The sequence below is a fragment of the Mycolicibacterium rutilum genome, assembly GCF_900108565.1.
Taxonomy (GTDB): Bacteria; Actinomycetota; Actinomycetes; order Mycobacteriales; family Mycobacteriaceae; genus Mycobacterium; species Mycobacterium rutilum.
Map to the genome: position 1 here is coordinate 1,345,939 of NZ_LT629971.1, position 18,440 is coordinate 1,364,378.

Consider the following 18,440-nt stretch of genomic DNA (forward strand, 5'->3'; position numbering starts at 1 on the left):
GGCGACGCAGGAGTGCCACTTGACCAATCACTGTTCGTCGCGCCAACGAAGTGGCGCGCAGTCGCCGTTCACTGTGGTGGCCCGGTGTCGGTGGTGGGCTCGACTGCGAGGCGTCGAACCACCGGTTCGAGATCCTCGGCAAGCAGCGCCCGCAGAAACACCGCGGCGACGCGATGGGCTCGGTCCAACACGATCGTGGATGGAATCACCGTGGTGGGATACCTGGCCCCCAGGGCGATCATCGTGCGCATCGGCGGGTCATAGATCGACGGAAAGGTGACCTTACGGTCAACGATGAAATCGACCGCGGCTTGGCGATTGTTGTCGCGAACGTCGATGCCCAGGAAGGCCACGCCCGCGGTCCGGGTCGCGTTGTACACCCTCTGCAGTTCAGGCATCTCGGTACGGCACGGGCCACACCACTGACCCCACACGTTGATCACTACCACCTGGCCGGTGAAGTCCTCGAGCGCAATCATGCGGCTCGGATCCATCAGGTCGGGCCCGCGTATCGGTCCGGGGCGACCTCGCGTCTGCGGTGGGTCATAGAGGATATCGACTTGCCCACCGGGCGAGACGAACTCAAACGTGCCCCCCTGCGCGACGGCATCGTCGCCGCTCGAACACCCGGACACTGCGGCGCCGAGCAGCACTGCGCTGACACCCGCAATAATGTGTCGTCGTATCGCCGAAGAAACGGATGCTATTCGTCCTCGGCCCCGCACACGTTCATCGTCCGTGTCGATCCTCGGCGGAGGTAATGCAGAAACCTGCGGATGACCTATCTCACGTTTCATCTTTCTTCCAACCCTCCCGTGAATCGGGTCGCGCGATCCGACCCGGGAGATTGCCACGCTTGACGTGCGTCATCGCCAGAACTACCTCAAGGCACTCGACGCTTCGAGGTCCGCTCCCAGAACACGTTCTACGTACAGACTACGTACGATGGTAACGACACCAGTTCATGGCGAATGACGGGATAAACACAAATGAGGCGGATCGGCTCCGCGGCCATCCATCGGCGCAGGGGTCTGTGGTGGACGACAATGGCACTACTGGCAATCGCCGGCGTTGTCCTGGGGGTTGGCGCCTGCAGCGGTTCGACGCCGCCGCAGCAGCCCCAAGCCATTGTTGACAAGGGCACACCCTTCGGCGATCTGCTCGTACCCAAGGTGCAAGCGTCCGTCACTGACGGCGCCATCGGCGTCCCGGTTGAGTCACCGGTGACCGTTACTGCCGACGCCGGCGTGCTGGGGGCAGTGACGTTGGTGAACGAGCAGGGCCGCGTCGTCGCAGGGGAATTGAGTCCCGACGGTGTCATGTGGAGTTCAGCCGAACCACTGGGCTACAACCGGCAGTACACGCTGAACGCGGAGGCGCAGGGGCTGGGAGGGGTGGCGCGCACCAGCGCCACCTTCGAGACTCACTCGCCGCAGAACCTCACGATGCCGTATGTGCTGCCCAACGACGGCGAGGTCGTGGGGGTCGGTCAGCCCATCGCCGTGCGGTTCGATGAACCCATCCCGGACCGACTGGCCGCGCAGCGAGCGATCACCGTCACTACGAACCCTCCGGTCGAGGGTGCGTTCTACTGGTTGAACGATCGCGAGGTTCGTTGGCGGCCAGCGCAATATTGGAAGCCGGGAACGTCGGTCGACGTCCAAGTTAAGGCCTACGGGGTCGACCTGGGTCAAGGACTGTTTGGGCAGGACGATGTCGCCACTCGCTTCACGATCGGTGACGAGGTGATCGCGACCGCCGACGACGCCACCAAAACGATGAGCGTGCGCGTCAACGGCACCGTCGTCAAGACGATGCCGATCTCCATGGGCAAGGACAAGACGCCCACCGATAACGGCAGCTACGTCATCGGGGATCGGTACTCGTTCCTGGTGATGGATTCCTCGACCTACGGCGTGCCGGTGAACTCGCCCGACGGCTACCGCACCGAGGTCAACTGGGCGACTCAAATGTCCTATAGCGGAATCTACGTCCACGCCGCTCCGTGGTCGGTCGGCAGCCAAGGCCGCGCCAACGTCAGCCACGGCTGCCTCAACGCCAGCACCGAGAACGCGAAGTGGTTCTACGACAACACCAAACGCGGCGACATCGTCGAGGTCGTGAACACGGTGGGGCCCACCCTTTCTGGTACTGACGGACTCGGCGACTGGAACATCCCGTGGGACCAGTGGAAAGCGGGAAACGCCACGGTAACTGGCTAATATCGTCGAACGTTGTAAATCGGAGCCGACGAGATCGGCGCCACCTTGACGGGGGTCCCGTACGTCGAGGCGTGCACCATGTTCCCGTTTCCGATGTAGATTCCCGCATGCGAGGCGTCTGAATAGAAGGTGACGATGTCACCGGGCTGGACGTCGGACGTGGCGACGGGCTGCCCACCGGCGGCCAGGGCTTGACTCGACCGCGGCAGCGATTTGCCGTTCTGGAGGAATGCCCACTTGATGAGTCCTGAGCAGTCGAATGCGTTCGGTCCGGTCGCGCCCCAAGAGTACGGAGATCCGACGCGGGTCAACGCGGCCTGCACGACCGCCGCACCTTCCGGCGAGCCGGTGGGCCCCGGCGCGACCGGCGGCAGTCCCATCTCAGGCATCGCCACGATGGCGGGGTCCCCCGCTGGCGGAGGCGGCGGCTGAGGCGGCACCGGTCCAGGGTCCGCCAGCGCGGCACGCTGATCCGGAGTCAATGCTCGGTACTGCGCCTCGACGTCTGCGATCTGGGTGCGCAGCCGACTCTGCTCGGCCTGAAGGCCTGCACGGACCGCTGACGCCTGTTCTGCTGCCGTCCTGGCATCGAGCGTCGAAGATTCGGCCGCGCGGGCGGCACTCTCGGCACGGGTTGATGCGGCGCGATAGGCCGCGATGCGGTCCGACATCTGGGTGGCCATCAGGCGGTCGAAGGAGAGTTCGTCGAGCAAGCTTTGCGGAGACTCTGCGGCCAGGACGGCGCTGATGCCGCTGGTCGCACCTCCCATGTAGGACGCGGCCGCCACCCGGTCCACGATTTTCTGATACATGCGCAGATCTGCTCGCGCCGCGGTCAAGGCCTCAGACTCGGCGCGTTGGCGATCCTCGGCTTGGCGCTGTGCTGCCAGTTTCGCCTCAAGGTCGAGCTCGGCCGAGTAGATGGCTTCCGAGGTTCGCTCGGCCTCCCGAGACAGCTCCCTCATGCGGGCCAACGCATCGGCCGCGGGGTCGGCCCGGCCGGTGCCCGTCGAGTTGCCGAGCGTCAATGCAAGCACGATCGCCACGACGAGAGCGCCCGCCGATCGGCATATCGCGGCAGGGCAGTCCATCTTCAAAACACAGATCCTCACACCGCAGGGGCATCTATGGTCTAACTACGTAGATCACGAAAAGGTTACGAGCGAATGCGTCGGATTTCAACTGCATAGAAGAGCGGCAGACGTCGTCCACACCGCTGCTTGCGCGTCCACAACTCGGCGATTCGGGTGGAAGGTCCAGTTGCAGAGCGTCTTTCGCATCTCGCGAATGCCGGCGTCCAGGTGGCCGGACGTCTATCTACTATGTGCCATAGTATGCAGTGACTTAGTAGATCGCCTGCGGATTTGCATTGAGGGACGGCATGACAAGTGGAACCGCCATCACGGCCCGGGTTCATTCTCTAAATCGGCCCAACATGGTCTCCGTCGGGACCATCGTTTGGTTATCCAGCGAGCTGATGTTTTTTGCCGGCTTATTTGCGATGTACTTCACCGCTCGCTCCCAGGCTGACGAATGGCCGCCGCCGCCTACAGAGTTGAACCTCGCGCTCGCGGTGCCGGTGACATTGGTACTCATCGCGTCGTCGTTCACGTGTCAAATGGGTGTCTTTGCCGCCGAACGCGGTGACGTCTTCGGACTGCGCCGGTGGTACCTCGTCACTTTTGTGATGGGATTTTTCTTCGTTTTAGGCCAGGGCTACGAGTACATCAACCTGGTGCATGAGGGAACGACCCTGTCGAGCAGCGCCTATGGCTCCGTCTTCTACCTGACGACTGGGTTTCATGGATTGCACGTCATAGGCGGTCTGGTCGCCTTCGTCTTCCTGCTCATGCGCACGCGAATGAGCAAGTTCACCCCGGCGCAGGCGACGGCCGCCATCGTCGTCTCGTACTACTGGCATTTCGTGGACATCGTCTGGATCGCACTGTTCGCCACGATCTACTTCGTACGGTGACGACCCCAACGCCGCGCCCGCCCCAAGTCCGTCGCCGCATTCGTCAGGCCATCACGGTTACTTTGGCAGCCCTACTCGTCAGTCTGGTGTCGAATGCTATGCCATCTGTCGGTGCAGAACCGTCGGTGCAGTCTGCGTCGGCGACAACCTCGCAAACCCCTGCCATACCCACTCCAACCAAGCATTCCTACGACGACACCCACAGCGGACAACAACCCGAAGGTGCAAGCCCAGCCCTTTATATTTTGGGGGGTGCGCTCTTGGGCCTGATGGCGATCGCTGTCATCCTGTTACGAGCTGGCAAGACTGAACGCCACCACCTCACTCGAAGTGCATCAGCGTCCCGGTCGATCGTCGTTAACCCCCGAACAACAGATACAAGCCGGTGAACGTATATCCGACCATCGTGAGCATCATTGCAAGCTGCCCACTGATCTGATTCCGCTGCGGAAGTAGCCGCAGCGCTCGATCGTGGGCCGCGACCACAGCCACGATGTGGCCCATCACCACACAGGACACCTTGATCGTCCACAGCACCGAAGGGTGCTGGGACAGCACATACACCACGTCGGTCGAATCCAGCCCGAGCAGGTGCCACCCGCGGCCCAGTGGATCGGCCAGCCGCACGATGGTCTCTTGGCCGCGCTCAACCAGATATGAGAGGTAGTGGGCGAAGATGTAACCGACGACGATCGGTATTAACGAATGAGCCAGTTCGCCGGGTAGTTGCCGGCGGCGGTCCGGGTCCACCCCGCCGGTTGCCCTCGCCGCAGCCCAGAAGGTCACGCCGACAACGGACACGAACACCACCAAGCCGACGGTCCGAAGTGGAGAGGCGGCCCAGTCTTCGGCGAACATTGGGAACGAGGCCGCATACCGATCGACGAAATTACGGAACGCGGGTGATTGCGAGAAGCTGTCGAAGGCCGTAGAGCCGAGCAACACCGCCAGGACGGCTACGCTGCCCGGACGAACTGGCAAGGTCGTCAGGTGGTCCATTGGGTTGATCACCGTGATCCGGGCGGTCACGGGGCTGCGCCGAAATGGAGCGAGCCGCGACACGGCCATGCTGTAGACCTCGAACGGGTCGGCCCGGGCGAACCAGCGCGAACCGAAGAGTCCAGCGCCCAGCAACATTAGAACCGTGTACGTGAGCAGCCATGCTTTGATCGCCGTCAGCGAGCCGGGGTCCGGGCTGGCCAATTCGAGCCAAACGAAAGCAAAGAGACCGAACGCCGCCGGCCAGAACCCCCACGACTTTGGATACTCACGCGACGTGGGCCGGTCGGATGACTCACGACGCATCATGCCAAGCAACCGATATACCGTCCGCATCGGCGAGATGACTCTCCACACCGGGCCGATGACCACCGACACCGCCACCAGCCCGACCCAGAGCAGCACGTAGAACACCCCCGGTAGGGCGTTCTCACCACCGTCCGGTCCGAAGACCGCCGCGACGACCACCCATACCGCGAAGAGCAACGCTGCCAGCGATACCATCCATCGCAGTCCCACGGAGTCCACGGCGCGGGTAATCCACGTCGGTAGGTCGCGTCCCGGTTTGTTCGGGTCGAAACGTGGTGTCTTCCAAGCCAATGCGACCACAGCGAAAGTCGCGGTCAACGCCCACGCAGCGCCTATCAACGCGAACGACAGCGGCACCGGAAGGTCAGTGGAACCGCCTACGCCGTGCGCCAGCACATCCACGGTCCGCGCAGGTGTCACGGCCGAACTTGGATCGTCGCGACCGTGCGATTGAGATCATGCAACTCGATGTCGACCTGGCCCGGCACGTCAACCGTGAACTCGAACTGCTGGTCCGGCCGAGGCTCGACCTGAAAAGTATGCTCAGGCACTGAATGGACATGCAGTGAGTCCGAGACATCGCTGTCGACCTTCAGAACAATCGGCTTGCCGACTGTGCCCTGCGCTTGGCCGTTCGTCGGCGTGACTTTTCCGCCCGCGATGTTGATGTCGACGACCGTGCCGTCAACGGCCGGCGCGGACGACGTGGTCGGCGCAGGTGCCGGCGCGGCGGGTAAACCGGGAGCAGCACCGGAGGACGCTTCGGGCGCGGCCGTCTCGGAGGGGGCGTTAGAGGATCCACAGCCGACCAGTGCTGCGGCGAGTACCGCCACAGACATGACGACTAAACGGGCCGCCCTGACGCTCACTCAGCATCGTGCCTTTCCTTGTCTGTCTCTCCGGTGCCGTCGGCAGCGGCGGCGCTTTTACGCCTGTCCCGCCGAACCACGTAGAAGACGACAGCTACGACCACGAACGCCGGACCAAAAGCAGGCAGCGACATCCACAGCCCGACATCGGTGGCGACGTACAAGACATCGGTTGCCGCTAGATCGCGCATCGGGCTGCAGCCTGACAGGCATCCCGTGCTCCGCGACAGCGAATGAGTCGAAGTTTCAACATCAGCTCGGCCTCCATCGATCCACGACAGCATCACGGCAGCTGGTTGCGCATACCGACTACCTACGTACGTATCATCCCCATACGTAACTGCCCGAAACATACACTCGGATGCGCTGAGCGCCGCGGGGTGTCAGCAATAGCGTGAACCGAGAAGAGGACCGTGAATCCAACCTTGCGCACTATCGTTCCCAGCTTGGGGATGTTGGTTGCCTTGACGTGTGGAAGCGGAATCGCTGCGGCTCACACAGCGCTCTCGAGCTCCGATCCCGCGCCGGACGCCACCGTCACTGCCGCGCCGGCTGCCATCATGTTGACCTTCAACGAGGACATCAGCCCACAGTTCGCGAGTGTCGTCGTCAGCAGCGCTGACGGTCGCAATTGGATATCCGGCTCCCCACAGGTGGAGGGACAGCGCCTGACGGCGGCCGTCGAACCAGGCCGGCCCGGTAACGGCGTCTACACCGTCGGCTATCGGGTGGTCTCAGCAGACGGACATCCTGTCACCGGCTCCTACAAGTTCACCCTCGCCGACGTATCCGACGAACCCCGGCCCATTTCTACATCGGCAGCTGCCGCGCCTAGCACCGCAGCTCCGCCGCCGTCAACGGCAGCTCCTGCCACATCGGACACCAAGACGACGGTAATAACCGCAGGTGCCGCGGGTCTGGCCCTGGGCGGCGTGATCGCTTTCTGGCAATCGCGGAGGAATCGACGGAAGTCCGCAGCAAATGACGCAACCAGGCTATCCGCGGATTCGCCCGACCCATCCTGAGCGTTACCGAACGACCGGCTCGTGAATCGTTACCGGTACCACAACCTGTGCGCTAGCGAGCGCAGGCCCTTACGCCTGAACAATGACCGGGTCACCGATGGTCACCGTGTCGAAGTACCACGCCGCATTATCGGGACTGAGATTGATGCATCCGTGGCTGACATTGGCACTGCCTTGCGAGCCAACCGACCATGGCGCTGAATGCACATAGACCCCTCCCCACGTGACACGCACCGCGTATTCGCCGTCGATCAGGTAGCCCTCCGGCGAATCCAACGGAATGCCGATAGTGCGTGAATCGAACTTCACCCGGCGCTGCTTCTCCAGCACCTTGAAACTGCCCTGCGGAGTGTCAAAACCCGGCTTGCCCAACGACGCCGGCATCTCACGCACCGTCTGACCGTCGATGCTCACAGTGAACGTATGTGCGGAAATGTCAGCAACGGACACGACCGCTGCCCCGACATCGAAGCTGGTCGACATCCCGTCCGTGCGCACCGACACCGGAGTATGGGCCGGCCAGAAGCCTTTCGGCGCCCACTGCACGACGCGGTCGCTCGTCCACGTGAACCGTCCTGGCACCTCAACGGGCGTGTCGATGGTGATGCCGCGCTCGGCCGCCTCACGGTCGGCGACGACGCTGCTGAAACGGATAGTCACCGGCGCGGCGATGCCGACCACCTGGCCAGGTTCAGGTGAGACAACCGTCGCCAACGCCATGCTGCTTGGTGTCGCCGTCCCGGCGTCGGCAACCCCTGCGCCGGTGAATACGAAGTACGCCACGCCCACCGCGACGAGCACAGCGCGAATCTGACCGACCATAGGTTCTCCCTCCGCCGCTTCGGTGTTCTGCAACTACTATTCTGCTACGTAGGGCCGTTAACGTTGTAACGACATCCGAACGGGATTCATATCGACTCACTCCGCTCCGCCGGCTGGCCGTTTGCAGCCTGCGCTCCTGTCAGGCGCCACCTCCATACGGCGGCCGTACGGTGTGACCCCGAGAACGGGTCTGCCGAACTCTTGCTGAATCAGATCGGCGGTGCCCTCCAGTCGTCAGCGGCGGCCAGATCTCCGTCTTCAGATCTCAAGCAGTTCGGTCATCCGACGTTGCGCCGCGAACACTCCCGAGTTCGTTCAGCCGGAGGGTCGCGGTCGCTTTACACTTCGGGGTCGTCCCAGTCGGTGTTTCCTGTCGCGGCGCAACTAGGACGGCGGCTTCCACCTTCAACCTGCGCAGGACGTGAGAAAGGCCGGGACGGGTGCCACTACAGGCGCTGTTCGCCGCCGCAGCTTCCGGACATAGCGTTCGCCGAGCACGCCATAATCGTGACTGACGTTTTCAATAACGGCGGGACCGGCTCGGCCGACGTTGATCCGCCTGAGCTGGCCGTCTGTCCATTGATCTTGCAGTCCGGCTGCGACCTGGTCTGGGTCCGTCGCTACAACGAATCCGCGCGGCCGTGAAATTTCTGTCATTGCTTCGCTGGCATCGCGGCGCATCGCTCGTCGTGCGCCATCCGTTCACTCCTCTTGCAAGGCGGCAAACTCCACCGCCTCCAGGGTGTTGGGGTCATCCTCCCCCCGATAAGCGCCGATCCCGTCGGGTCAAGATTGTCATCGGTCCGCTGGCGCGGCGACTACGATCGTGAAGTGCCCGACTCCGAGTTCGTTGAGACAGATGACCGCGGACGCATCACTCTGCCAGGCCGCCCGAATAGCCGGTTCCTGTTGCGCCACAACGCGGATGGCAGCATTATCCTTCAGCCTGCTCAGCCTGTTACTGACGCCCAGTACGAGTACTGGTCCAATCCCGAACTACGAACACTGCTCACTGCTGCAGCGACATCACGCAACGTCCACCGAATGCGCGACCACCGCGACTGATCACTCCGCAGCGACGGGACTCACGAGGACGACGTTAATCCGCTTGAACCGCCCGCTGCCACGGATCCTGCAGCTCGTCCGCGATTCGGTCTCGGTCCGCCGCCCACTCAGGATCCTCGGGTCCGTGGAAAAGGTCGGCCACCTCAGTCGATGATCGCCAGCGCAGGGTCCACCTCATCGTCCCTCACCTGCCCACGCTCCTGTTTTTGCTCGAAGATCCAGTCGCTCTAGTGTGACTCCGGGATCGCCGGATCGAGCGCCGATAACCGCTCGTTCCATCATGTAGATGTGGCCTCAACTAGACGGTCGTCCTCCGTCACACGCAGCAAAGGCTGGTCGAACGCGTGTCTAATCAGTTGCACGGTGTCAATGAGGTCCTGGTACCGCTCCCAGCGAAGAAGGTCGCGGGAGCCGTCGACCCACCCCAGCTTGTCGCCGGCGTAATACACCTCCGCGATGAAGTACTCGGATCCGTCGGCTGACTGCACTACGCGGTAATTCCAGTGACCGACACTTGCGCTATCCGAATCAGTGTACGAAATATTCTGCGCTGCATCGCGTTTACTCCTTGATGCCAGCCCGTCGAGGTAATCCTGAACGGCCTGTGAGCGCGTGTGGCCATCGGGCGATTCCCGTCCTTCGAGCCGCGCAGAGGCCCTGGTGTTTCGGGCGATCATGTCCTTGATCGCGCTATCAGTCACGCGCTTGGTCCGGCGCATCTACTTGGCGCCAACCGCTAGCGCACCGTGTGGACGAGGTGCGGCCCGCGCAATCAGGGTTCCGGGCTTGCTCCCGGGGATGGCCCGAGTTGTCCGCCGTGATGCCCGAAGGTTGTCGTTCGTCGGGCAACCGCAAGGATAAGCAGGTGGCCCGCTTAGCCATCTCGGAGCCGCTGCGGCGCATCTTTGCCCTGGTCTGGCCGCCATACTCACAAGTTTAGTGTACTACTAGTAGGGCTTCATCTGAGCCGGTTCTGTGGCGTCCAAGGCGTCCCTGCAATCACGGCAGTAGTTCCGCCGGCGCAACCTCCAAGGCCTCCGCAATATCGAGGAGCCGCTCGAATAGGAGGCCGCGCCGTCCATGTTCGACGTCGATGAGCACGTTTCGGGTCACGCCAGATCGCAGCGCGAGCGACTCCTGAGTCATTTCCTGCGATAGCCGGACGTCGCGAATTCTCGTGCCTACCTCCAACCGCCAGGCCTCCCACTTGGCAACCCGTTCCGGGTTGTTTTGACTAGGGCGAGTCGGCACCCATCAAGTAGTCAGCGGACGCCCATCATTGTCTGCCCTACTAGTAGTACATTGAGCGTTGCGCCGCACCTCACACACAGTGGTCGACCGAGGTCACAGGATCATGCCGACGGAACTAAGCTTGCTGCCAACCAGGGTGTCTCTGGGTGAGGACGAAGCTCTCGATAGCTTTCTCGAGCGCCTCACCCAAGCCAACGATCTCGACCCTGAGCACATCCTGGCTGCGCTCCGCCGCGGCGAAGGCGCAACCCATACGACACTCGCGTTCTTCATGACGGCGCCCACCAACACCGTGCTCGCGCGAATCGAAAGGCTCAGCGGCATCCCTGCCGAGCGGCTTCGAACCGCGACTCTCATGCGCTTCGACGCAGGAAGGCCTCTGTACCTCGATGCCCTCAATCCGTTAGACAGGCACAGCTATCGCAGGATCGTGGTGCAGGGGTGGTTTCCTCCCTTCGGCACGCAACTCTGTCCTTTATGCGTTGCACAGCAGGGAATCTGGCGAGTTGGTTGGCGATTGCCGATCGTGGCCACGTGCATTCATCACGGCACCTATCTGACCACCGAATGCGGCGGCTGCGGCCAACGGTTTCGCAGCCACCGGTACTGGCCATTGCGCCCAGTGCTCGGACCGGAGCAACCGTGCGGCAATCCTGTCGTCCTGCGGCAGCCGTGTCTTCGCTCGGTACTCACAAACGCCGCTGAGCCGGCGAACGGCCCTGCGCTCGACTGCACGGAAGCCGTCCATCGAGCGATAAATGGGCAGACGGTGATCATGTTCGGCACACCTGCCGACCCTCGTACTTTTCTTGCCGAACTCCGCAACCTTGCAACACTTTTGCTTCATCTGGGAGCGAGGACGTCGGCCCAGACTGCCGTATCGTGGGCGAGCGGTTTGCGTGATGAGGCGCGGGCCCGGTCCAACATGGTTCGTGGAGCTCGTTGGGGCTTCAGTCCCCCGCACAGCGCCAGGGTTCGCGGAGCCGTCCTCGGATGTGCCTACGAAATTCTGATGCAACGGGATCTCGATTCTGGGGGTGCCCGGTTGCGTGAGTGGATTCGCTTTGTCGAAGACGAGAAGAACGGTCCCGCCGTCTGGCTCATTAATCGCACCAAGAGAACGCCGATGATGCATCAGTTGATCACCGCGGCTACATCCGACCGCCGCGATGTGGGTCGAAGACTCGATCGCGGTAATCACTGTTGGAGGATTCAACCATCTGCGATACCCCAAATGATCGATGTCGGCATCTATCGCCGACTTTTTAACGGCATGCTTGGCGGCTACGAACACACCGGCCGGCTCTATGTGTCGCTATGCATGGTGAGAGCGATTGTCTTAGTGAAGAACTGGGCCGACGCGGCTGTCAGAATTGGGCTGCCGCCCGACCTCGGCTCCCGTACCTAACGCGCCGCGCGTGCGCGGATGCGTGCAACGCCGGAGGATCTTCAACGCTCAATCGATCTGGCGCTGAACGATATTCCCGCGAGCAGAGACTTTCGCACCCTCGAAGCGCAGGTCCGGTTGCTGGCTCGCAATCCCGCCGATTGGTACCCAGCTTGGCGCCTGTCGACCACCCCAGCACGGAGTCCTGACCTGTGGGTCTACGCCGTCACATGGATGTGGTGCGAGGTGGCACAAGGCTGCCTCGACAACAGTCCGGCGTGGGCTGTGCCGCCTTGCCATCGCATCAAGGCCGGCTATCGCGCCTTTCGTGACCGACTGCCGGCCGCAGCCCAGGACTCGCTGCGCCGACTCGTCCTTCCGCCCCCAGCGCGTTGAGATCAGACACGCGTGCGCGCTTCCGGCGCCGCCGCCGGGTCTGCGTCGATGACTCAGTGCGGCGGCGCTCCGTCTCCGCTGCAGTATCACGAATTGCACGCTTGCTCAGGGTGATCGCTTTGAGGTGCTCCGCGCTGATCCGGTATGAGCCGTCCGTAATCGCCGCAACGGTCGCTCGACTGACTAGCTTTCGCAGGTCGCCAACGTAGCCCTGCGTGCGAAACCATAGTTCGCCGGCCAGCTTCAGGAAGAGCATTCCCGGCTCACCTGCGGGCAGGTGTGGCAGCACCAACCTTTCTAGGTCACGTACGACGCGTTGCCATTCGGCTTGTTCTTCCTCGGTATCTACGCCGTAGGGTGCGACGGAAAACTCCGTTAATCGACATGCGATCTGTGGGTCGTTCACTAGGTCGCCGTTTGCGAGGTTGGCTCCGACCAGGACGAGGGTCGCGCTCGAGACCTGACCAAGTTTGGTGTTGATGCTCTTGATGTGGTCTAGAACATCGCGCCCACTCTTGGAGTCGGTCTTCAGAAGATGCGCGTCGTCCATGACGACGATCTGGGTGCGGTGCAGACGTAGCCCATGCATCGCTCGATGAGTCAGATCACGTGTGAGGCCGGTGCTCGCAAGGTTGAAACCGTTGAGCAACTCGGTGGTCACATCATTGACTTTGGCGGCCGAACCCAAGTCGATCCAAATCACAGGACATAGGTCGGCCTCTACACCGTCCGATGGATAGTGGACGGGACGCCCCCGACGGTCGTGCAGCGCATCATGGGTCCATTCCACATATCGTCTCTGTGCCCACCGCAGCATGAACGTGCTCTTGCCAACGTAGTTCGGTCCGGTCAACACGACGATCTGTTTGGCGCCCGGACCTTCCAGCATGTTGTCCCGGACGGTCCGGTCAAGAGCATGCTCGATCTCGGTAAACGCCGCTGTCGGAAGGTAGAGCCGGGCGAGCCACGCCTCGAGTTGCTCGATATAAGCATTTCGCGCCTGGTCTGACATGGCGTTCAGTTGCTTGGACGATCGGCTGGGAGGCGCGTGCGGTAGCTCTTTGACGCAGTTGTCGTGCCACTCCTGCGAGTCCATCGCCTACTCGGTCTCCAGCAAGTTGTCCCACGCCCGCCTGATCGACGAAGTCGGCACCGTCCGCGGTGCGATGCTGCGCACGGGATGGGCGCGTTCCTGGGCAGCTTCCGCCTCGGCATGATCGATACGCGACTGTTCGACCCGTTGTGCCGCAGCAGCCGTCTTGCGGCGATCCGCTTTCGATTTTGCCGACGTGAGTTCGCCGAGTTCGTTGATGATCAGTTGGGTTGTCAATCCGCGCTTGAACACATGGTTGCCGCCGCGGCGCCTGATCTTCCGACAGAGCTCGTCGAGGATGACGTCGGTCATCGGTGCGTCAGCTTTACTACGGCCGACCCATTCGATGGGCTCGATCCTGTCGGTGGATTCGTCATGAAACCATATGCGCGACAGATCGTTTGGATCGTAGAAGAACGGTGCGGCCCGGTCCCTTTCGCGAAATCGGCCCACCTCGACGTAGCGCAACGGCTCGAAGACAAGCGGGTTTTCGTATCGGAGGTTGGAGAATTCGACTCCCGCTGGTCCGATGGTGCCCCACTTGATCGGTAGGAACTGGTAGATCAGGTCGTGCCGCTGGGGGACGTCGATACGACCCGTGGCTTCGACCATGACGTCCCATAGGTCGAGTGGACACATCTTGGCGGCCTCGACGCCCGGCTGAATGAGACCGTCGTGTCCGTGTCTGTGGTAATCAAGCGCAATGAACTTTCGCAGGTGTAGTTGCAGTTCGCGAGCCGTCAACAGCGGCTCATCGGCGACGAGTCGCCCCCGCTCAGACACGTTCCGCCCCTTGTAGCCCGGAATCTGCTGCAAGCCACGTTGGATCGTCTCATGCCACCGCTCGACCTGCGGGTTGTCGGTGGGGTTTCCCGGGCGGCTGAGCAACAGGTCGATCTGAAGGTCGCGCAGAAGTGCACGGAAGTGCACGCTCGTGAAGATCGCGGCGTTGTCGCAATGAATCGCATCCGGCATCACAGACGGGATGGGGTGCTCGCCCTGCAACGTGTCGAAGTCGACCTCCAAGTCTTGACGCCACACCTTGACCACCGCACTCGAAAGGTCGACCGTTTCAGGCAGGCCGACCCATCTCCAATCGCTGACGGTCGTGCCTGCGACGAGCATCGAGAACGGCCTGCAGACGTCATAGAGGAGTAGTCCCGCTTCGAAGCCATTCGCGCTCATCGGGACCACCCGGAGCGCCAGGACCACGCGTGTGGCGACGTCGATAGCGGTGATGATCTCAACGCTGAGCGGCCTACCGTTGAAGGTGTCGTATACGAGATTGTCGGCTCGCGTGACATCAATCGCTACCACTTGGCCGGGCCGAACGCCTGGGTATTGTGTTGAACCTGAGGCTGTTTGCAGCTTCTTTGTACGCTGCGACCTGGTGGTCTCACCTCTCTGGTGCTTCAAGTTCGAGAGGAACTTCTGCGTCGTGCGCTGCGGCGCGTGGTAGTCGTCAATGCCTGCGTTACGGAGCTTGACCAGCACTCGTCTGTGCATCTCTTGGATCGCCAGATTCGATTTATCACCGTCCAGAGTCGCGAACTCTTCCTCAGCGATCGCGCGGTAGCGCGGATCGATGACTTCCCACGACAGGCTCTTGCGGATGTGCCGCCCATCGATCAATCCGAGCAGTCCCTTCTGCCTCCAGCTTCGCACCCAGTTTCTGATGGTGCTCTCGTTCGTCCCGACCGACGTCAGCTCGCCGTCTCGCAAGCGGCGCTGGACCTTACGGTCATTTCGACCCTCCTGAATGAGGACCGACGCCATTGCTACGGCCCGCTTCGACTCGGATACGCCAAACCCTGGACCGAACGGAGGGTATGGTTCGCCGGGTCGTCTGAGTTCAGGATGACCATCGCGGTATCCAGTCACGATCTCGAGAACAATTTCGAGTTTGTTGAGCGCGCGTTCGCGGGCTTTGTCGTCGAGGCTGTCCCAGAGCGGTCGGAGAGTCCGAGCGACGGCAACCGGCCGGCCATCGACGATATTCTGCACGAGCGGAAGATCGTTCCAGTCCCTATGCCGAATGTTGTTGAGACAGTCGCGAAGATCGACACCCGTAGGGTCGAAACGAACGACGAGCTCCGCACCCGTCTCCGTGAGCACCCGCGCTCCCTCGTAGAGAAATGTCCGGCCGGCGTTCATCGCAATACTTCGACAGATAGGCGCACAGACGTGTCCAGCCCCCACTGGCACGTCGTGTCGATACTCAAAGCCCCCTTCCAAACCATATGCCAAACAGACGATTTCAGTTCACCGCAGCCGTCGTCCGCGTCAAACAACGCTCCGAGGGTTGCTTCGTGACCGGAGACGAGGTCAACAATCTGGCGTTCATGAAATTGCAACCATGATGGCTCTCTTCTAAACCCGTTCAGCCACATGAGATTCAGCCGCTCAGCTTGAGCCATTTCGCCGAACACCTCATAGCGCCATCCCACAGCAGCGCACGCGTGCTCTGTGATGCGGCTCTGGGCCCTGAACTCGTCGTCCTGCTTTTCGGGTGCGCGTACGTCCCAGATAGTCACGCGCCCCTCGACATCAACGGTTAGAAGGTCGGGAGTGTGACGTCCAGGCAAACCTCTCCACGCGAGCCGGAATGGCTGCGAGACCATCCAGGCGACACGCGGGTCTCTGTCGAGTCTCCGGAAGAGGTCGTGCTCCAGTCCGGATTCGAGATGCACGCTCGCACCGTTAGTCATGGAGTGAGCCGTCACGGGTATATGGCGGCTGAAGGTGGACGAGACAATCCTTCGCATTGGTTCGAGACTGTGCACCGGCGGCGAGCTACTCCGCTGCCACATCCACACGATTTCGGTGCCCTGCAGCCTGAACGTCCACGTAAGCCCTGGCGCGCGCAATGCCAAGGCGTCAAGGAGATCGTCTTCATCGTCACTCGAAGGCATGGTTCGGACCTTTTCGTCGGTTCCCGCGCGCCAAGAAGGACAAGCCCCCGCGCGAGACCAGCGCGGACTATCTTACGTGGTCAAGACGACGGTGAATAGCACAAGTTGATTCTGCGAGGGTGTTGAAATGCGCTCTAGCCCAACCGATCTTCTAGTTTACGGGTAGCTATGTTAGGTCCGCGACACCAATTATTTTGAGCGGCGGATGCCACTCTACAGGCTCGTCGATCCCGAGGCGACGTAGATGCACCAGCGCCTGGTCTGGTTGCTGGGGCGCCGTCCGCGGCAGCGTTTCGTCGGCGGATTCGCCCCTGATCCTGAGCCAGTCCTGCCACTCGAGCCGAGCCGAGTAGACCAACTTCCTCCGACGCGCGTAGTCGATTTCTGAACCCTGAGTTACGAGATAGTCGCTCAGACTGATTAGCGTTCTGCATATAGAGTTCCAGCGCGGCAACGAATAGAGGAGCTCGAGTTGTTCATTCACGGTGCGGTGGGACGGGCGCGCAGACAACAGTTTCTCTGCACCACCGATCGTGATATTGCTGCCGACGATGAGCGTGGCGATCGATAGCGCGCGCCTCATATCCGCATCTACTGACGTATCCGCGAGCAGCTTCTCGCACCAGGTTGGCCACATCAATGCGGGTAGTGTCGCCGCGAAGCTCCAGTCATCGAGATAACTGCGCCGTGGGGCTTCGGGCGCTGGAGTTGCCGCGCGGTAGCGGAGTTCGCCCTGCGCTCCAAGCTGTTGCCTACTCGCCTTAATCGTGATCGCCGCAGCTAGCGCATCGTCGGTGCGACACCAGAGCAACTCGGTCTGGCGGGCTTTGGCGTCTTGGCTGTCTACCAGCCACCGAAGCCGGCTCGCTGATTCCTCAATGGTTTCGGCGCCTAAGACCTTGACAGCAACGGTTATCCCCACGGCGGCCTCAACGGTCCGCATCGATGGGTACGAATTCACCGCACTTCGTCCACGGCTCGGATTCGGTTCCGCGGAAAGTTCATCGAATGTGAATCCGCCTCCCAGTCTTGCTGCGGTTGCCAAGCCGTGGCGTGCCGCGAAGTTGATCGTTCGATTGGCCAGACTCCGGACCGCTTCCAGTGACTCACGACGCGATCGCGCCTGACGCGCAAGCACTCCGCCGCTCGGGCGGGCTCCGCTGAGAATCTTACCGATGAAGCGTTGCGCAACAACGACGTCGTGCTCGCTCCCAACCGCAGGGGTGGGCACCGACGTGAGATCGCAGCCGCACCGACATTTGGTCGGCATCGGAATGCTTGTGTAGTTCTGCCGACGCCGCTGATCCTCTCCACAACTCGGACATTGAGCAGCCAGCAACCGGCCGTGGGTTGTGCATGCGAATGACCAGCCCAACCGCCACACGAGCCGCCATCTGCCGCTCGACTCGTGTAGGCACTCGGGACAGAACCTCGACCCCGGTAACACGCCGAACGGGAATGTGCGGTCGGGTTCGTGTGAATCGGTGAGGACGGGCAGACCTTTGACGGCGTAGTCGTCGAGTGTCATCGTTGCGATGTCTTCGGCCGGGGTGCCCGTTAACACTTGAAGAGAGTCCAACTGGTACTGCGGCAGCCACCAAATCCATTGCGGCTTCGCGGCTATCGGTAGATGCAATTGGCGAGATACATCGCCGAGCGTAACTCCCATCACAGCCGCCGTCGCATCCAACCATGAATCGATGCACTCCCCTGACGCAGGCTTGACCCGCACAGGCAAGAGAGCGGCGGTCACCATTAGCCGGATCCCCATCTTGTGGCTCGATCCGGAAGGAGCCAGTCTGCTCGTAGCCGACTGCGCATACTTCAGGAAGCCACGTGCGGAGCGACGTGTCCGCCCTACTAGTGGTGCTGCGATCGCGCCGGTCTCAGCTAGGAACTATGGCGTCGCCGACTCGAGTGCGGCGAGGGCATTATCGCTATACGTTGACCCCGGTACGTTTACATCCACGAGCTGGGTGAGTTCGGACTGATCGAAGTAACCGACCCGGTCTCGAACCGCAAACGCAGCCGCATCCAAGCGGGACAGAAGGGCGAGAAACCCCCTGAGCCCTATGAGATTTCGGTGTCGATGTTCAATGGTATGCCGTCCACCGA

At 61.9% G+C, this 18,440-nt stretch carries 17 protein-coding genes; 5 read left to right on the plus strand and 12 right to left on the minus strand.

The window, feature by feature from the left end:
• Positions 1-68 precede the first annotated feature (68 nt).
• On the minus strand, positions 69-653 hold the full coding sequence (locus BLW81_RS06460; RefSeq protein ID WP_407662319.1) for a TlpA disulfide reductase family protein: 585 nt from the start codon (positions 651-653) through the stop codon (positions 69-71).
• Positions 654-989: 336 nt separating this feature from the next.
• Here BLW81_RS06460 and BLW81_RS06465 point away from each other — a divergent pair, with 336 nt between their 5' ends.
• Positions 990-2,222 carry a L,D-transpeptidase gene (locus tag BLW81_RS06465; protein ID WP_083406475.1) on the plus strand — a complete coding sequence of 411 codons (1,233 nt, stop codon included), beginning with the start codon at positions 990-992 and terminating at the stop codon, positions 2,220-2,222.
• Here the strand turns inward: BLW81_RS06465 and ripC are convergent.
• Positions 2,219-3,313, minus strand: a complete 1,095-nt coding sequence (gene ripC, locus BLW81_RS06470; protein WP_220096831.1) for a peptidoglycan hydrolase RipC — start codon at positions 3,311-3,313, stop codon at positions 2,219-2,221. The two genes, BLW81_RS06465 and ripC, sit on opposite strands and share 4 nt — an antisense overlap.
• A 290-nt stretch (positions 3,314-3,603) precedes the next feature.
• Between ripC and ctaE the strand changes: the two genes are divergently transcribed.
• Positions 3,604-4,197: an aa3-type cytochrome oxidase subunit III gene (ctaE, locus tag BLW81_RS06475; protein ID WP_059088549.1), complete on the plus strand. Its 594-nt coding sequence runs from the start codon at positions 3,604-3,606 to the stop codon at positions 4,195-4,197.
• Positions 4,198-4,554: 357 nt separating this feature from the next.
• Here ctaE and BLW81_RS06485 read toward each other — a convergent pair whose 3' ends face one another.
• The 3 genes from BLW81_RS06485 to BLW81_RS06495 are packed head-to-tail and all read right to left on the minus strand — an operon-like array spanning position 4,555 to position 6,565.
• Positions 4,555-5,925 (minus strand): hypothetical protein, encoded by a 1,371-nt coding sequence (locus tag BLW81_RS06485; RefSeq protein WP_083406478.1) that lies wholly within the window; start codon positions 5,923-5,925, stop codon positions 4,555-4,557.
• Complete coding sequence (locus BLW81_RS06490; RefSeq protein WP_157897613.1) at positions 5,922-6,374, minus strand: hypothetical protein; 453 nt, start codon at positions 6,372-6,374, stop codon at positions 5,922-5,924. The genes BLW81_RS06485 and BLW81_RS06490 overlap by 4 nt, the downstream gene beginning before the upstream one ends.
• On the minus strand, positions 6,371-6,565 hold the full coding sequence (locus BLW81_RS06495; RefSeq protein WP_059088552.1) for a hypothetical protein: 195 nt from the start codon (positions 6,563-6,565) through the stop codon (positions 6,371-6,373). Before BLW81_RS06495 ends, BLW81_RS06490 begins: the two co-directional genes overlap by 4 nt.
• 261 nt (positions 6,566-6,826) lie before the next feature.
• On the opposite strand from BLW81_RS06495, the gene BLW81_RS06500 reads away from it, so the two are divergent.
• Complete coding sequence (locus tag BLW81_RS06500) at positions 6,827-7,399, plus strand: copper resistance CopC family protein (RefSeq protein ID WP_082698875.1); 573 nt, start codon at positions 6,827-6,829, stop codon at positions 7,397-7,399.
• Between the two features lie 69 nt (positions 7,400-7,468).
• Here BLW81_RS06500 and BLW81_RS06505 read toward each other — a convergent pair whose 3' ends face one another.
• Positions 7,469-8,221: a L,D-transpeptidase gene (locus BLW81_RS06505; protein ID WP_059092404.1), complete on the minus strand. Its 753-nt coding sequence runs from the start codon at positions 8,219-8,221 to the stop codon at positions 7,469-7,471.
• A gap of 831 nt (positions 8,222-9,052) precedes the next feature.
• Between BLW81_RS06505 and BLW81_RS06510 the strand changes: the two genes are divergently transcribed.
• Positions 9,053-9,286, plus strand: a complete 234-nt coding sequence (locus tag BLW81_RS06510; protein ID WP_082698874.1) for a hypothetical protein — start codon at positions 9,053-9,055, stop codon at positions 9,284-9,286.
• 278 nt (positions 9,287-9,564) lie between these two features.
• On the opposite strand, the gene BLW81_RS29265 is transcribed toward BLW81_RS06510, so the two are convergent.
• Together BLW81_RS29265 and BLW81_RS06520 are read right to left on the minus strand one after the other, a co-directional pair.
• Positions 9,565-9,987 (minus strand): hypothetical protein, encoded by a 423-nt coding sequence (locus tag BLW81_RS29265; protein WP_157576560.1) that lies wholly within the window; start codon positions 9,985-9,987, stop codon positions 9,565-9,567.
• 298 nt (positions 9,988-10,285) lie between these two features.
• Positions 10,286-10,537, minus strand: coding sequence for a helix-turn-helix domain-containing protein (locus BLW81_RS06520; RefSeq protein ID WP_059092402.1), 252 nt, complete (start codon positions 10,535-10,537; stop codon positions 10,286-10,288).
• Positions 10,538-10,640: 103 nt separating this feature from the next.
• On the opposite strand from BLW81_RS06520, the gene BLW81_RS06525 reads away from it, so the two are divergent.
• Entirely contained in the window at positions 10,641-11,945 is a 1,305-nt protein-coding gene (locus BLW81_RS06525; protein WP_083406480.1) for a TniQ family protein, read from the plus strand.
• A 283-nt stretch (positions 11,946-12,228) separates the two neighbouring features.
• On the opposite strand, the gene BLW81_RS06530 is transcribed toward BLW81_RS06525, so the two are convergent.
• From BLW81_RS06530 to BLW81_RS06545, 4 genes are all read right to left on the minus strand, one after another.
• Positions 12,229-13,416 carry a TniB family NTP-binding protein gene (locus tag BLW81_RS06530; RefSeq protein ID WP_083406481.1) on the minus strand — a complete coding sequence of 396 codons (1,188 nt, stop codon included), beginning with the start codon at positions 13,414-13,416 and terminating at the stop codon, positions 12,229-12,231.
• Positions 13,417-13,419: 3 nt separating this feature from the next.
• On the minus strand, positions 13,420-15,528 hold the full coding sequence (locus BLW81_RS06535) for an integrase (protein WP_235632206.1): 2,109 nt from the start codon (positions 15,526-15,528) through the stop codon (positions 13,420-13,422).
• A gap of 35 nt (positions 15,529-15,563) precedes the next feature.
• The gene (locus tag BLW81_RS06540) at positions 15,564-16,325 is read right to left on the minus strand and encodes a TnsA-like heteromeric transposase endonuclease subunit (protein WP_083406483.1); all 762 of its coding nucleotides are present in this window, start codon (positions 16,323-16,325) and stop codon (positions 15,564-15,566) included.
• 166 nt (positions 16,326-16,491) lie between these two features.
• Positions 16,492-18,081: a TniQ family protein gene (locus tag BLW81_RS06545; RefSeq protein WP_157897614.1), complete on the minus strand. Its 1,590-nt coding sequence runs from the start codon at positions 18,079-18,081 to the stop codon at positions 16,492-16,494.
• Positions 18,082-18,440: the final 359 nt, after the last annotated feature.